Below are 16,589 nucleotides of genomic sequence, written 5' to 3'. Positions count from 1 at the left end.
CGCCGCGCCTACAGCCACGCGTGGTTACGAACATGTGCTCCCCCTGACAGCGTTCTGTCAGGAGACAAGCGCATTGTTTTCAGCCAGCAAACGCTCGGCTGCGGCACGCGCTTCATCGGTAATGCTGGCACCGGCCAGCATACGCGCGATTTCTTCCTGCCGTTCATCAACACCAATTGAACGGATTGATGTGGACATGCGATCTTCATTGGTCGCCGATTTCGCAATGAGGAAATGGGTCGATGCACGCGCGGCCACCTGTGGTGCATGGGTCACGGAAAGCACCTGCACGCGCGATGATAACCGCGCCAGACGCTGCCCAATTGCATCGGCAACCGCACCGCCCACACCCGTATCAATTTCGTCAAACACAAGCGTCGGAGCCGAACCGCGATCAGCCAATGCCACTTTGAGTGCCAGCAGGAAGCGCGAAAGCTCACCACCCGATGCAACCTTCATCATCGGGCCTGCACGTGTGCCCGGATTGGTGCGAACCCAGTATTCGACCGTATCAATACCTTCCGCCGCCCGTGCATTGGTGTCGGTTGTCATTTCAACGATAAACTCGGCACGTTCCAGCTTCAATGCCGGAAGCTCAGCCATAACGGCAGCCTTCAGATGTTCAGCAGTGTCCTTGCGACGCTCTGACAAGACCTTCGCAGCAGCATCATAGGCTGCACGTGTTTCTGTGGCCTGTGCTTCCAGCTGGGTCAGCTTTTCTGCACCGGCATCAAGATCAGCAAGATCAGCATCCATCTTATCGCGCAGTGCGGGTAAACCCTCAACAGACACCGAATATTTGCGGGCGGCAGCTCTGAGCGCAAATAGCCGTTCTTCAACTTGTTCCAGCACGCGCGGATCAAAATCAATTTCGCGCATAGCGTGATCGATGCCGTCCTGCGCAAGCGCCAGGCTGTTGAGTGCTTCGTCTATCGCCTTGCAGACTGGCTCAAGCAGATGCGGCGCTTCCGGAATTTTACGCTCCAGACGGCGCACAAGACTTGCCAGTGTCGGGACTGGCGAACCGTTACCCGACAGAAGCTCGCCTGCTTCGTTCACGTCGCCTGCAATCTTTTCCGACTTCATCATGATCGCGCGGCGCTCGGCAAGGTCATCTTCCTCGCCCGGCTGCGGATCGAGCTTGGTCAGTTCTTCAACCGATGAACGCAGATAATCGCCTTCGCGCTCGGCCTGCTCAACACGCGCGCGATGCTTCGACAAAGCATTTTCGGCATCGCGCCACGCTTTGTAGCGCTCGCGAACAGCAGCAGCCTCAGCATCAAGACCACCAAAAGCATCCAGCAATGTACGATGAAGATCGGTATCGATCAGCGCACGGTCGTCATGCTGACCATGGATTTCCACCAGCCGTTTGCCAAGCTCGCGCAACAGTGCAACGCTTGCCGCCTGATCATTGATGAAAACGCGTGTGCGCCCGTCCCCCATCTGAAGACGGCGCAGGATGACGTCACCGTCATCATCAAAACCATTTTCGCTAAGGAACTTGCGGGCGGGGTGCCCAACCGGCACATCGAATACGGCAGTTACCTGCCCCTGATCAGCGCCCTGACGCACCAGAGAGGCGTCGCCGCGTGCACCAAGGGCAAGCGACAACGAATCAAGCAGAATCGATTTACCAGCGCCGGTTTCGCCCGTAAGCACGGACAAGCCGGTCTTGAACTCGATGTCGAGCCTTTCAATCAGAACAATATCGCGGATCGACAGGTGCGACAGCATGCAGGTATCGGCTTAATTGCCGCCTGTGATCAGCGACGAAGCCTTGGCCAGCCACGAACCACCGTTTTCGCGCGGCTCAAGACCGCCGCTCTGCAGAAGCTTGTAGCTATCCTTATACCAACGGCTGTCCGGGAAGTTCTTGCCAAGCACCGACGCTGCCATCTGCGCTTCCGACGTCAGACCAAGCGCATAATAGGCTTCGACCAGACGAGCCAGTGCTTCTTCGACCTGACGAGTGTTGGAATATTCCTCAACCACCAGACGGAAGCGCTTGATTGCAGCAAGATATTCCTTGCGCTCAAGATAATAACGACCGACCTGCATTTCCTTGCCAGCAAGCTGATCGCGGGCAACGCGGATCTTGGTCTTCGCATCATCAACATATTCGGAATTCGGAAAACGATCGACCACTTCCTGCATCGCAGCAATGGCACGGCGGCTTGCAGCCTGATCGCGTGTCACGTCAGGGATCTGACGGAAATAGCTCAAACCAATAATGTAATAGGCATAAGCCGATTCAGGCGATGTCGGGTAAAGCGTGTTGTAACGCTTGGCCATGCTGATCGCTTCTTCATAATTACCCTGACGGTAATTGGTGAAGGCAGCCATAACGAGCGATTTACGCGCCCATTCAGTATAAGGGTGCTGACGATCAACCGCCGCAAACTTCTTTGCAGCTTCGCCAAGTCGTCCTGCATCAAGGTTTGCGAGGCCTTCATTATAAAGCTTATCCGCCGGATCGATCGTTTCCACATATTTGGTCAGATCAATATCGTCGTTTTTGCTGGCACATCCCGCAAGCGGAACAAAAACGGCAAGAGCGCTGGCAATCAGCGCGGTTTTCGTCTTCACCGGGAAATTCGAACTCGTCATGCGGTCTCCGGCCATCTGGCAACGTCTTTTCTGTCTGGAGCAACGTAAACATGTGCGTTCACGATTTTCTCCATTCTTCCCAATACATCAGCATCAGCACATAGGTAAACATAGCCGAGGCTGTTTTGGCAGTTCATAAACCACATGCTGGCGAAATCGGCAATCGTCTAGCTGATCAATCGTCAGAAATTGGCCTTAAACTACGGTCTGAAACTGTATCTATGCAAACCAATGGCTTTATCCTCACCAAATACGGAGGCTTGGCTGTCAGTTCATCATGAGTCTAACGACTCAACAGAAGAGAACCCGTCGATCACGGCCCAATTATGGCCATGAACGCCGACCTGCTCCACATGAGTTTCAAAGCGCCCAGGGTGCGGCAATATTAGGCTGAAGTGCAACCATATCCGAGCTGTCAGCATTGCGACGCACGCCACTGGCCTCAACAATATCGTAATTTGACTTATCGGCCAGAAGGGCCTTCACCGTCTCCGCATTCAATCGGTGCCCGCCACGATACGAGCGGAAGCAACCAATAAAAGGCAGACCGGCCAGCGCCAGATCACCCACCGCGTCCAGCGTCTTATGGCGCACGAACTCATCCGTAAAACGCAAACCACCCGGATTGATAACCGAATTGTCGTCGCCAATGACAAGTGAATTGTCGAGCGACGATCCAAGTGCAAGACCAGCCGCCCACAACCGCTCGACATCTTTCATAAAGCCAAATGTACGTGCGGTGGATATGTCTTTTCTAAATATCACTTCATTGATATCGTTGGCATATTTCTGACGCCCGATCAGCGGACATTCAAAATCGATCTCGACTTCGTAGCGCGTACCCGAATAGGGCTGAAATTCACCCCACGAACCGCCAGCTTCGACGCGCACGGTTTTCAGAATGCGGATAAACCGGCGCTTGGCTTCCTGCGTGACAATACCCGCCTCATCGAATGCATCGATAAAACGCGCCGACGTGCCATCAAGAATAGGCACTTCCGGGCCTTCAACTTCAACAATCATGTTGTCGATGCCAAGGGCTGCTATCGCTGCCATCAAATGCTCGACGGTATTGATTCTCGCCTCTTTCGGTCCAAGAGCCGTACAGAGATCCGTCGCGCCGATTTCGGATGCATGCGCACGTATTGCGGGCGCTTCCTCGATGTCGGAGCGCCGAAATATAATTCCTGTGTTGGCGTCGGCTGGAACGAATGTCACCGATGCATGTGCGCCACCATGGACACCCACACCGGACAAAGTCAGCACACGACCGATTGTCTTTTGATAAACGCTCAAAACAGGTCCAATCTATTCTTCATAAGTGCAGTCTGCTTAACCACAATCCAGCAGACCACCAGCCTCGCATCTTGACGCCGCTGGCTTCCGTCATGCTCTCTTTAATATAAAGAGATATGGCAAAATTAGTGGCAGATACACATAAGCAACCCGCATCTTTATACGAATTTATTGTCTATAAATAATGAGTGCCTCCTGGCATTCAAAATCACGCTTTCTTACAAAATTTAACGTATACCCCCAACAAAAAAGCCGCAGGATATATCCTGCGGCTTTGATTTTTAACACGGGGTCAGATGATCAGTTCGACTGACGGCGCAGGAATGCCGGAATTTCGAGCTGGTCTTCTTCCGAAGCAGCACGTGGCTGCGGACGGCCCTGATCGTCAAGCTGGCCACGACGTGGCGCATAGATCGACGCATCCTGCTGCATTGGGCGGCGCTGTTCTGGCTGGCGCATTGCAGGTTCACGATGCGCTGGTTCCAAACGTGCAGCTGGCTGCTCTTCTTCACGGCGCGTCAGACCACGGGTCAGGCGGGAAAGCAGACCCATTGGGCCGCGTTCTTCATGAACAGGCTGCTGCGGCGCTGCACGGCGTGCATTGATTTCAGCCTGTGCTACAGGCGGGAAATCCGAAACAGCTGGCATACGTGGAGCAGGACGTGGCTCGCGAACAGGCTCTGAATGCATTTGCTGTGGCTGCTGATAAGCCTGTGGCTGCATAGCCTGAGCCGTTGCCTGATTGTTCATCATCTGCGGCTGTGGAGCGGCTGGACGTGCAACAGGTGCGCGCTCGAAGCTGTCAGCGGCTGGCGCCTGGAAAATGCGGCTCTGCGGACGGAATTCAGGAACTGCCGAAGCTGCTGGAGCAGCAGGCGTTGCCGGAATTTCGTTTTCAATCGACTGAGCCGCAGGCTCGGCCTGGCGTGGCTGTTCAACAACCGGAGGACGCAGAGCGCCGTGCGGAGCCATCGGCTTGGTCTGGGCAGCAGGCTTTACCGGTTGGCGAAATTCCAGCGGCGCAGGCGCCGCATCTCCAATCTGCTTGTCGATGCCAGTCGCAACAACGGATACACGGATGACGCCTTCGAGGCCTTCATCAAAGGTGGCGCCGAGAATGATGTTGGCTTCTGGATCAACTTCTTCGCGGATACGGGTTGCAGCTTCATCGACTTCAAACAGCGTCATGTCGCGGCCACCGGTGATCGAGATCAGAAGACCCTTCGCACCGCGCATCGAGGTTTCATCAAGCAGCGGATTGGCAATTGCAGCTTCAGCAGCAGCCATCGCACGGCCTTCGCCTGACGCTTCGCCTGTACCCATCATCGCCTTGCCCATTTCGCGCATGACCGAGCGAACGTCAGCAAAGTCGAGGTTGATAAGACCTTCCTTGACCATCAGATCGGTGATGCAGGCAACACCCGAATAAAGCACCTGGTCAGCCATTGCGAACGCATCGGCGAAAGTGGTCTTGTCATTGGCAATGCGGAAGAGGTTCTGGTTTGGAATGACGATCAGTGTATCAACATTCTTCTGCAGTTCTTCGATACCCAGCTCAGCCGTCTTCATGCGGCGAGCACCTTCGAAATGGAAAGGCTTGGTAACAACGCCAACGGTGAGGATACCGCGTTCGCGTGCAGCGCGTGCCACAACAGGAGCAGCACCCGTGCCGGTGCCGCCGCCCATACCAGCAGTAACAAAGCACATATGTGTGCCATTGAGGTGATCGACGATTTCGTCAATGCACTCTTCAGCAGCCGCACGACCAACTTCCGGCTGCGAGCCAGCGCCCAGACCTTCGGTGACAGCTGCACCAAGCTGGATCATGCGTTCGGACTTCGACATCGTCAAAGCCTGCGCGTCAGTGTTGGCCACAACAAAATCCACACCGCGCAGACCGGCATTGATCATGTTGTTGACCGCATTGCCGCCGCCGCCGCCAACACCAAATACGGTGATGCGAGGCTTGAGCTCGGTGATGTCCGGCTTTTGCAAATTAATGGTCATGGTTCTCGTTCCTCTTAAGCCTCTCACCGCTTCGCCGCCGCGGTGCTAATTGGTTATTACGCTGATGGTTACGCCCACATCACGCAATCAAATCACTCAATGTGTACTCAAAAACTCTCTTTCAGCCATTGGCTGACACGTTGAATTCGCCCCCCCGTACCGGTCATAAGACCGGAGGAAGCTGCTTTCACCGACCGCTCTTCAATACCTGCCACCTGGGGGTAAATCAGAAGCCCAACGGTCGCGGAGAAAGCCGCACCCTTAGCCGCCTCTGGCAATCCTGCTATGCCTAGCGGACGCCCGATGCGTACATTCCTTGCAAGAATCCGCCTGGCAGCTTCCGGCATTCCCGGCAACTGGCTTGCGCCACCGGTCAACACCACACGCTTACCAACAATATGGCCGAGGCCCGACTGGTTCAGCCTGTCGCGAACCAGTTCCAGCGTTTCTTCCACACGTGCACGGATGATCCGCGTCAAAACCGAACGCGGATATTGATTGGGTACATCACGCTCGTCATCGCCAATGGGCGGCACCGAGATGAGGTCACGGTCGTCAGCTGCACTTGGCAGCGCCGAACCATACATAACCTTGAGACGTTCAGCATCTTCCATACGCGTAGAGAAGCCGCGCGCCACGTCCATCGTGACATGCGATCCACCGATAGCGACAGCATCAGCGTGAATGAACTTGCCTTCGGAGAACACCGAGATCGTTGTTGTGCCGCCGCCCATATCGATGCAGGCCGCACCCATTTCCGCTTCATCGCCAACCAGCGCTGCAAGACCGCTCGCATAAGGCGTGGCAACAATTGCTTCGACCGACAAATGGCAACGATTGACGCAAAGCTCAAGATTACGCAAGGGTGCTGCATCAGCCGTCAACACATGCATATCAACGCCAAGGCTGTCACCCAGCATGCCAAGCGGATCGCGAATGCCGCGTTCTCCGTCAAGCGTGTAACCGACGGGCAGCGAATGCACGAGGTGGCGTTCGGCAGCAAGCGCCTGCTTGGCGCCAGCGGCCAGCACGCGGCGAATGTCAGTCTGCTCAACTTCATGACCGCCAAGATTAACGCTTGCGGTAAAGGTTTCGCTCTTGAGACGTCCTGCGGAAATATTGACGATCAGACTGTCGACGGTCAAACCGGCCATACGTTCAGCAGCATCAACCGCAAGGCGGATCGACTGTTCTGCGGCATCAAGATCGATAATGACACCGGACTTCACACCGCGCGAACGCTGATGACCAATGCCAAGAACTTCCATGCGATGCGTGCGCCCCGGAAGAAGCACACCGCTTTCATGCGGACGCAAGCGTGCAATCACGCAAGAAACCTTGCTTGAACCAACATCCAGAACGGTCAGTAGGCGCACCTTGCGCCCTGCCCCTCCAGCCTGTGTTGAACTTTTTCCGCCAAGAATACTCATACGCGCTTCCCCGTGCGGGCTAATTCTTTCTTACGATCAGCCAAGAACTTCTGGCGCTGCTCCATACCGCTTGCCGTCAACTGAACCGTAACACGATCATCAAGACGCATATCGACCGATGCGATATCGCGGGACAGAAGATGTTTTTCCCCATCAAGGCGTTCAATTTCCGCAAGAGCCTTCATCGGCTCATCTTCCGGCAGCATGATGCGAACGCCGTTTTCCAGCAGCAAATCCCACCGACGATCCGCAACCCGGATATAAGCCCGAACCTTGGAAGCCAAAGCAGGATAAGCCGCAACCTCATCCACAAAACCCTTAACGCGCTTTTCAGCGCCTTCACCCACCACAAGCGGGAGAGCATTGTAACGACCCGGACGGAATGGAACGATTGTGTCGCCCGCCGAATCAATCAGCGAAAGCTCCTGACCATTCTGCCAGACGGCGAAGGCCTTGCGCTCTTCCAACGAAACCAGCAGCGTGCCCGGATAAACCTTGCGCACTTCAGCGCTCTCAACCCAAGGCAGCTTGGCAATCGCCTGACGCGCACTTTCCGCACTCAGGCCGATCAAAGAGGTCTCGCCGTCCAGTTCAAGCTGACCCAGAATATCAATATCAGACGTTTCGCTGTTACCAACGACCTTCACGTTTTCAATAGCAAAACCGAAAGTCGAAGCCGTCGCCTTGATCATATTCTCGGAATGTCCACCAAGCACCATGCCATAGATGCCGGTTGCACCAAGAAAGCTGAGCATACCAATCGTACCGGCATAACGCGGAACATTGATATTGCCCTGAAACATACGGACAGCAAAGCGGAACGGCTTGCGCAGAAAGCGCGGCAGAACAAAGGCCGCACCCGATGCATCCCGCATCGCGCCCGAACGCCCGTATTCATGTGATCTGCCGTTTAACGCAAACAAGACGCGTCCTCCACCATCCAACTCAACAATTCACCAAAAGAGATACCTGCCGTCTTCGCGATGTCAGGTACGAGCGAGGTAGGAGTCATGCCCGGCTGAGTATTCACTTCCAGCCAGATAACTTCGCCTTCTTCAGAAAAACGATCATCGAAACGGAAGTCTGATCTGCTTACGCCCCGACACCCGATTGCCCGATGCGCCGTAAGGGCCATTGTTTGTATTTTTTGGTAAATATTTGGTAAAATTTTTGCCGGACATACGTGAGTTGATGCGCCAGGCACGTATTTTGAATCAAAATCGTAGAACTGATGCCCCACCGGAATGATCTCGCAGACATCCATCACGCGATCACCCATCACCGCGCAGGTCAACTCACGGCCGGGGATGTATTTTTCAACCAGAACTTCGGCACCATAATTCCATTCGGCAGAGCCGATGATCTGCGGCGCATGCGTCTGGTCTTCCTTGACGATAACAACACCGAAGCTGGAGCCTTCACGCACAGGTTTGACGACGTAAGGAGGCTGCATAGGGTGCTCGGAACCAATATCAAAACGGTTCATGAGACGCGAAGGCGCAACCGTGACGCCGGCCGCAGCAGCAACCTTTTTGGCGCGATCCTTGTCCATGGCAAGCGCTGAAGCCAACACGCCAGAATGCGTGTAAGGAATTTGAAGATATTCAAGAATCCCCTGAATAGTACCGTCTTCACCAAACGGACCATGCAGCGCATTAAACACCACATCAGGCTTCAATTCAGCAAGAACGCTTGCAACATTACGATCAACATCAATGCGCGTGACGCGATAACCGCATTCTTCGAGGGTCGCAGCACAGGCAGTACCCGACGAAAGACTGACCGGACGCTCTGATGAGAAACCGCCCATCAAAACGGCAACATGCTTTACAGCCTTCTGTCCAGCCATGTCAGTCATCCCCTCTGCGCATTCCCTGCGCTCGAATCAAAAATAGAATCAGGATAGCCCACCCACATTACGCAGCAGACACCCAAGTCAGGAAAAACCCTGACGAATCAAATCACTGTACGGTTAACCATAAAGAATCAGAGAGTTGATTCCGTGGCAAGCCCCTATCAAAAGGGGAGCACGTTTCGAATCACTCAATAAGCACAAAAAAGCCCGGAATTTCAGTGGGAAATCCGGGCTTCTTAAGAATGGACTTTTTATAAGAATTCTTTCACTTCCCGCCCTTCGCGGAACAAGCCGAGCCGCTTAATCTCCCAATGAAGGCGAATGCCTGAATTCTCATAAACTTTAGCGCGAACTGTCTCGCCAAGCGTTTCAAGGTCATATCCGGTGGCGTCGCCGGTATTGATCATGAAGTTGCAATGCATCTCTGACATCTGCGCGCCACCCACGCGCAAGCCACGGCAACCAGCTTTATCAATTTCCTTCCACGCAGACGTGCCTTCAGGATTCTTGAAAGTTGAACCGCCCGTTTTTTCGCGCACAGGCTGCACCGTTTCGCGGTGATTCTGCACCGCATCCATAGCCTTCTGAATTTCGTCGCAGTCGCCCGGAATACCTTCAAACAGAGCCGAGGTGAAAATCAGCTCAGGCGATGCCGAGGAATGGCGATAGGCGTAGCCCATATCGGCGCTGGACAGGATATGCAGTTCACCCTTGCGATCCAGCGCACGCACTTCAACCACACGCTCGCGCGTTTCAACCCCATTGGCACCGGCATTCATGCGCAGAGCACCACCAATGCCACCGGGAATGCCATGGTAGAAGTGAAAGCCGCTGAGCCCCGCTTCAAGTGCTGCCGCTGCCACACGTTTATCCGGCGTCGCGGTCCCTGCTCTTAACTGTGTTTGCGAAACCTGCTCGACATGACCAAACCCCTTGGCAGACAGACGCACCACAAAGCCCGGGATTCCACCGTCACGCACCAAGAGATTGGAACCGATACCCACAACCAGAAGGGGAATCTCTTCCGGCACAGCCTTCAGAAATTCAGACAAATCTTCTTCATCAGCAGGCTGAAACAGAACCTGTGCAGGACCGCCGGCACGGAACCATGTAATCTTATCCATACCAGCATCCGGCGTCAGCTTGCCACGCAGCCCCGACAGCCTTCCATCAAGCTTCTTGAGAAGCGCCTCGCCGCTTTCCATTACTTTTTACCCTGTTCAGCCAGCTCTTTCGGCAATGCATAAGCCCATTGCGTGATACTGCCTGCACCCAGACAGACCACGAAATCACCAGGTTCAGCAATCGATGCGACCAGTGGCGCCAAGGTTTCCGGCCCGCTTGCAAAACGCGCATCGCGATGCCCTGCCGTTTTGATACGAGAAACCAGCATTTCCGAATTCACACCCTCAATCGGGTCCTCACCTGCTGTATAAACCGGCATTACGATAACAGTGTCAGCATCATTAAAGCACGCTGCAAACTCATCAAACAGGCTATGCAGGCGCGTGTAGCGATGCGGCTGAACAATGCCGATCACTCGACCCTTGGTTGCTTCACGCGCAGCCTTCAGCACCGCGCGGATTTCAACCGGATGATGGCCATAGTCGTCGAAAATCTCAACGCCATTCCACGATCCCGTATGGGTGAAGCGACGCTTGACGCCACCAAATGCACCAAGTCCACGACGAATATCGTCTGCCGAAATACCCAACTCATGTGCGACAGCAATCGCAGCCGTCGCATTGGAAACATTGTGCAGACCCGGCATTGGCAAGCGCAGATCCTTGATCTCGGTTGTTTCGCCCTTGCGCGAACGGATCAGGACGTCAAACAGGCTGACAGCGCCGTCCATGCGATGATTGACAAAACGCACATCAGCCTGCGGGTTCTGCCCATAAGTCACAATGCGACGATCTTCGATGCGGCTGACCAGAGCCTGCACTTCAGGATGATCAAGGCACATCACGCCAAACCCATAAAACGGCACATTCTCAACGAACTGCGCAAAAGCCGCGCGCACATTGTCGAAATTGCCATAGTGATCCAGATGTTCCGGATCGATATTGGTCACAACCGCAATATCGGCGGGAAGCTTAAGGAAGGTGCCATCGCTTTCATCGGCTTCAACAACCATCCAGTCGCCGTCCCCCATGCGTGCATTGGTGCCGTAAGCATTGATGATGCCGCCATTGATAACCGTCGGATCAAGATGACCAGCATCAAGCAGCGCTGCCACCATCGACGTGGTCGTGGTCTTGCCGTGCGTGCCGCCAATAGCAACCGCACGACGAAAGCGCATCAGCTCGGCCAGCATTTCCGCACGGCGAACAATCGGCAAAAGCTTTTCGCGCGCACTCACAAGTTCAGGATTGTTTTTGCGGATCGCCGTCGAGACAACGATGACTTCGGCATCGCCAATATTTTCGGCCTTGTGACCGACAAAGACTTCAATGCCCTTCTCGCGCAGACGCTGCACATTGGCGCTGTCCGACTGATCCGAACCCTGAACCTTATAGCCGAGATTGTGCAGCACTTCCGCAATGCCGCTCATGCCAATGCCGCCGATCCCGATAAAATGGACAAGCCCGATATTCAGCGGCATTTTCATGGCCGAGTTCCTTCTTTGAATTCCTGAACAGATTTACCTGCTGCAATAGCCTCTGCAAGATCGGCAAGCAACTGCGTGGCATCCGGCTTACCAACGCTTTTTGCCGCTTTTGCCTGCTGTTCGAGCCTTTCAGGCGCATTCATGGCCGAACAGATGATTTCGGCGAGCCGCTGCGGTGTAAGCTCTGCCTGACGCATGACCTCGCAACCTCCTGCCGCAGCAAGGGCCGCCGCATTCGCAGCCTGATCATGATCAAGCGCATGCGGAAACGGCACCAGCATGGCCGGACGGCCAATCGCCGCAATTTCTGAAACGGTGGATGCGCCTGAGCGCGAAATCACAAAATGCGCATCTGCAATGCGCGCGGGCATGTCGTTGAAAAAGGGTGCCACATCGGCTGGAATTTTCAGCCTCTGATAGGCAGCACGGACGGATGCCTCGTCCTCTTTACGCGCCTGTTGTGTAATCAGCAGCCGTGCGCGTTCGCTCTCCGGCATAAGCGCAATTGCTTCGGGAATAGCATTTGAGAAAAACTGCGCACCCTGACTACCACCGAATACCAGAAGGCGAAAACGCTGCCCCTCTTTGGCTGGCTTATAAGACGTGTTGGCAGCCGCAAGCACAGGCGGGCGAACCGGATTGCCGGTCGCAACGATCTTGTCAGAAAAAGCACCGCTTGTTTCTGGCAGGAACCCACCAGCAATCGCTTTCACGCGCGAAGCCAGTCCCTTATTGGCTCGGCCCATGACAGCGTTCTGCTCATGGACAAGCGTCGGAATGCCCATATTGCCTGCTGCATAAAGCGGCGGCAATGTCGGATAGCCACCAAAGCCTGCGACAAGCTTCGGCTTGAGGCGACGAAACAATTTGCGGCTGTCGAGATTACCCTGCCACAACGACCACAATGTGCGTGCCAGCGCAATTGGATTGCGTCCGGCGATGGTGGCAGAGCGGATCACGTGCACATGGTCCTCTGAAAAGGCACCGGCAAAACGCCGCGCCCGTGCATCGGTCGCCAGATGCACGTCCCATCCGCGAGACTTCAATTCGTGCGCCAGCGCTTCAGCTGGAAACAGATGACCGCCCGTTCCCCCGGCGGCCAATACGATTACGCCTTTTCCCATAATCCCCTCACAAAGCCGGAATGCGCTCACCCATACCAACCGTATGCGTCATGCGCGCTTCCGGGCGACGACGGGTCAGCGCCAGCAAAATGCCCATCGTGATTGCAATCGCGACCAGCGAGGAACCACCATAAGAAATGAATGGAAGCGTCATGCCCTTGGCAGGCATCAGATGCAGATTAACGGCCATGTTAATAATCGACTGGAAGCCGAACAGAATCACGATGCCCGACACAGCCAGACGTGTGAATGCGTCACGCTCGCGAAGCGCAATCGAAAGCCCGCGGATCACGATAAAAGCGAAAAGCGCCATGATGATCATGCAGAGAATGATGCCATATTCTTCTGCGGCAACTGAAAAGATAAAGTCGGTGTGACTGTCTGGAATACTGCGCTTGACGATGCCTTCACCCGGCCCCTGGCCGAACCAGCCACCGCGCAAAAGAGCCTCACGCCCCATATCCACCTGAAACGTATCACCTTCACCCGTCATAAAGCGATTAACACGGCCCGCAACGTGATCCAGTGTCATATAGGCACCGAAAGCACCGACCGCTGCAATACCGCCAAGGACCAGAATCCACAGCATCGGCAGACCGGCGAGGAAGAACATTGCGCCCCATGTGCCGGTGGTAAGCATGGTCTGACCAAAGTCGGGCTGCAACATCAACAATCCGGCCGTCACACAAAACAGCATCATCGCCAGAAAATAGCCCGGCATCTCACCACCGCGTTCACGCTCGGAGAAAAGCCAGGCGCAGATGACCACAAAGGCTGGCTTCATGAATTCAGACGGCTGAATAGACAAGCCTGCAAGGCTCACCCATCGACGCGCACCCTTGATCTCGATACCCACAAAAAGTGCGGCCGCCATCAAAAACAGCGACACACAAAGCAGCACCAGCGCAAAGCGCCGGATTTGGCGCGGTGTTAAAAACGACACGCCAATCATCACAATCAGAGCCGGGATCATGAAGAAGATCTGACGCTCAACAAAATGGAAGCTGTTAAGGCCAATGCGCTGTGCAACGGCAGGACTTGCCGCAAAGGACAACAGCACACCAAGCCCCATCAGAGCCAGACATGCAGCCAGAAAGTAACGGTCGATTGTCCACCACCAGTTGGCGACAGGACCACGGTCAACGCGACTTACCATCAGCTTTCCCTTCCAATTGGTTCAATACCGGGGAGCGTGAGAACGGCGGTGCGGAATGCATCACCACGTTTTTCAAAATTCTGAAACTGATCAAAGCTTGCACAAGCCGGTGAAAGCAGAACCACGGGTTCGCTTGCCGCATCATTGCCTGCATCGCGCGCGGCGTGCTCAACCGCAACAGCCAGCGTGTCGGAAATCTCAAATGGCACGGCGTCGCCCAGCGTCGCAGCAAACTGTGCTGCCGCTTCACCAATCAGATAGGCTTTTGTTATACGCGAAAAGAATTCCGACAAAGCGCTGATGCCGCCAGCCTTGGGTACACCGCCGGCGATCCAGTAAATATGATCAGCAAAAGACGACAACGCCGGAGCTGTCGCCTCCGCATTGGTCGCCTTTGAATCATTGACGAACAGAACCTTGCCGCGATGGCCAACCTGTTCCATGCGATGCGCAAGACCCGGAAAAGTTTTCAAACCCGCACGAATTTCTTCAATCGATAGGCCCACCGACAAACAGGCCGCAATTGCAGCCAACGCGTTCTGCGCATTATGCGCACCGCGCAAAGAGCCAATGCCTTCAAGGGAAGCCAGTTCTTCGGCTTTGCCATTTGTGGCACAATAAAGCTTTGCGCCTTCGGCGAAGCTTCCGTTTTCAAGCCGCTTATCCTTGGAGATCCTTGCAACGTTTACGCTGCTGCTTTCAAGACGATCTGCGATACCCGCACAATATGCATCATCCACGCCGATGATTGCCACGCCGCTATTCGCAACCAGCCGTTCTTTGATAGCGGCATAGTTTTCCATCGAGCCGTGGCGATCAAGATGATCCGGCGTCAGGTTCAGCAGAATACCGGCAGTCGGGTTCTGCGATGGTGCGAGATCAATCTGATAAGACGAGCACTCAACCACATAGAAACGGCCTGGTGCAGGCGCTTCCAATGTGAGGATTGCTGTACCGATATTGCCGCCGAGTTGCATGTCGCGGCCTGAAGCCTTGATGATATGGGCAATCAGTGCGGTTGTGGTGGATTTGCCGTTTGTGCCGGTGATGGCGATAAACGGACAATCGGGTGCAATATGATTGCGCTCGCGAACAAAGAGTTCGACATCACCAATAATTTCAACGCCATTTGCACGAGCGAGATCAACGCTCCAATGTGGCTTCGGATGGGTCAGCGGCACGCCGGGTGAAAGCACAAAGGCAGCGAACTGTGACCAGTCCGCCTGCCTCAAATCCCCCGTCGCAATGCCTGCGCTCTGCGCACGTGCCACACTGTCGGGATTATCGTCCCAGGCAATGATCTTCGCACCACCGGCAACGATTGCCTTGGCGGTGGCGATGCCCGACCCGCCCAGTCCGAAGAGGGCGATAGTCTTGTCTTTAAGGGCGGTGATCGGGATCATTCTGTTTGCCTTATCTCAGCTTCAATGTGGAAAGGCCGATCATGGCAAGGATAATTGCCACGATCCAGAAACGAATCACGACCTGACTTTCTGTCCAGCCCTTCTTTTCAAAATGATGATGAATCGGGGCCATCAGGAACACGCGCTTGCCAGTGAGCTTGAACGAACCAACCTGAATAATGACCGAAAGTGCCTCCATGACAAAGAGGCCGCCAATGATGGCAAGAACGATTTCGTGCTTGGTCGCAACAGCAACCGTACCAAGCATACCGCCCAATGCCAGCGAGCCGGTATCACCCATGAAGATTGCAGCCGGAGGCGCATTGAACCAGAGAAAGCCAAGACCTGCGCCGATAACAGCACCCAGCACTACGGCCAGCTCGCCCGTACCCGGAACAAAATGGATCTGAAGATAATCGGCAAAGATCGCATTACCCGAAAGATAGGCAATGAAGCCAAAAGATGCAGCCGCGACCATCACAGGCACGATAGCAAGACCATCAAGACCGTCAGTCAGGTTCACCGCATTGCCAGCGCCAACCATGACAAAGGCTGCCAATGGAATGAAGAACCAGCCAAGATTAAGCACAAACTGCTTCACAAACGGAAATGTCAGCGACGAGGAGAATGGCTCCTGCCCTGCCCGCATGATGATGAAGGCTGCAACGGCTGCAATCAGGAACTCGATAGCCAGACGTGATTTGCCGGAAAAACCTTTGTCCGACTGCTTCGTGACTTTCAGATAATCGTCATAAAAGCCGATGGCGCCAAAACCCACCGTGACCATCAACACAACCCAGACGTAGATACTGGAAAGGTTGGCCCACAAAAAGCAGGAGACCAAAATACCGGTCATGATCATCAGGCCGCCCATGGTAGGCGTACCGGCTTTTTTGAAATGTGTCTGAGGACCGTCAGCGCGGATCGGCTGACCTTTTCCCTGTCGCACGCGCAGCGCATTGATGATCGTGGGGCCAAAAAGGAACACGATCAACGCCGAGGTGATCATCGCGCCGCCAGTGCGGAACGTGATGTAGCGGAACACGTTAAACGGTGTCACATGCTCGGCGAAGATTGAAAGAAGCATCAACATGCGG

Annotated in this window: 13 protein-coding genes; all 13 read right to left on the bottom strand. The window is 54.7% G+C overall.

Translation table 11 applies throughout. The features are described from left to right. Positions 1–57: 57 nt before the first annotated feature. The gene (gene recN / locus ABE527_RS05610) at positions 58–1,737 is read right to left on the bottom strand and encodes a DNA repair protein RecN (protein ID WP_499696374.1); all 1,680 of its coding nucleotides are present in this window, start codon (positions 1,735–1,737) and stop codon (positions 58–60) included. Between the two features lie 12 nt (positions 1,738–1,749). Continuing rightward, complete coding sequence (locus tag ABE527_RS05605) at positions 1,750–2,610, bottom strand: outer membrane protein assembly factor BamD (RefSeq protein ID WP_265985413.1); 861 nt, start codon at positions 2,608–2,610, stop codon at positions 1,750–1,752. Positions 2,611–2,970: 360 nt separating this feature from the next. Then, positions 2,971–3,906: a UDP-3-O-acyl-N-acetylglucosamine deacetylase gene (lpxC, locus tag ABE527_RS05600; RefSeq protein ID WP_499696373.1), complete on the bottom strand. Its 936-nt coding sequence runs from the start codon at positions 3,904–3,906 to the stop codon at positions 2,971–2,973. 300 nt (positions 3,907–4,206) lie between these two features. After that, positions 4,207–5,913, bottom strand: a complete 1,707-nt coding sequence (gene ftsZ / locus ABE527_RS05595) for a cell division protein FtsZ (protein ID WP_499696372.1) — start codon at positions 5,911–5,913, stop codon at positions 4,207–4,209. Between the two features lie 107 nt (positions 5,914–6,020). Continuing rightward, positions 6,021–7,343 (bottom strand): cell division protein FtsA, encoded by a 1,323-nt coding sequence (gene ftsA / locus ABE527_RS05590; RefSeq protein WP_265985417.1) that lies wholly within the window; start codon positions 7,341–7,343, stop codon positions 6,021–6,023. Next, on the bottom strand, positions 7,340–8,266 hold the full coding sequence (locus ABE527_RS05585; protein ID WP_499696371.1) for a cell division protein FtsQ/DivIB: 927 nt from the start codon (positions 8,264–8,266) through the stop codon (positions 7,340–7,342). Before ABE527_RS05585 ends, ftsA begins: the two co-directional genes overlap by 4 nt. Next, positions 8,254–9,192, bottom strand: coding sequence for a D-alanine--D-alanine ligase (locus ABE527_RS05580; protein WP_396997559.1), 939 nt, complete (start codon positions 9,190–9,192; stop codon positions 8,254–8,256). The genes ABE527_RS05585 and ABE527_RS05580 overlap by 13 nt, the downstream gene beginning before the upstream one ends. Before the next feature lie 257 nt (positions 9,193–9,449). Further along, positions 9,450–10,403: a UDP-N-acetylmuramate dehydrogenase gene (gene murB, locus ABE527_RS05575; RefSeq protein WP_499696370.1), complete on the bottom strand. Its 954-nt coding sequence runs from the start codon at positions 10,401–10,403 to the stop codon at positions 9,450–9,452. Further along, complete coding sequence (murC, locus tag ABE527_RS05570) at positions 10,403–11,809, bottom strand: UDP-N-acetylmuramate--L-alanine ligase (protein ID WP_396997563.1); 1,407 nt, start codon at positions 11,807–11,809, stop codon at positions 10,403–10,405. The genes murB and murC overlap by 1 nt, the downstream gene beginning before the upstream one ends. Then, complete coding sequence (murG, locus tag ABE527_RS05565; protein ID WP_499696369.1) at positions 11,806–12,933, bottom strand: undecaprenyldiphospho-muramoylpentapeptide beta-N-acetylglucosaminyltransferase; 1,128 nt, start codon at positions 12,931–12,933, stop codon at positions 11,806–11,808. The genes murC and murG overlap by 4 nt, the downstream gene beginning before the upstream one ends. A 7-nt stretch (positions 12,934–12,940) precedes the next feature. Beyond that, positions 12,941–14,089, bottom strand: a complete 1,149-nt coding sequence (gene ftsW / locus ABE527_RS05560; protein ID WP_265985424.1) for a putative lipid II flippase FtsW — start codon at positions 14,087–14,089, stop codon at positions 12,941–12,943. Next, complete coding sequence (gene murD / locus ABE527_RS05555) at positions 14,089–15,492, bottom strand: UDP-N-acetylmuramoyl-L-alanine--D-glutamate ligase (RefSeq protein ID WP_499696368.1); 1,404 nt, start codon at positions 15,490–15,492, stop codon at positions 14,089–14,091. The genes ftsW and murD overlap by 1 nt, the downstream gene beginning before the upstream one ends. Positions 15,493–15,502: 10 nt before the next feature. After that, positions 15,503–16,585 (bottom strand): phospho-N-acetylmuramoyl-pentapeptide-transferase, encoded by a 1,083-nt coding sequence (mraY, locus tag ABE527_RS05550; RefSeq protein WP_265985426.1) that lies wholly within the window; start codon positions 16,583–16,585, stop codon positions 15,503–15,505. Between the last annotated feature and the right edge of the window lie 4 nt (positions 16,586–16,589).

Source organism: Brucella sp. TWI432 (assembly GCF_039674445.1).
In the GTDB taxonomy this organism is placed as follows: Bacteria; Pseudomonadota; Alphaproteobacteria; order Rhizobiales; family Rhizobiaceae; genus Brucella; species Brucella chromiisoli.
The sequence above is the reverse complement of the archived record's forward strand: the minus strand, read 5'-3'. Positions and strand labels throughout refer to the sequence as shown.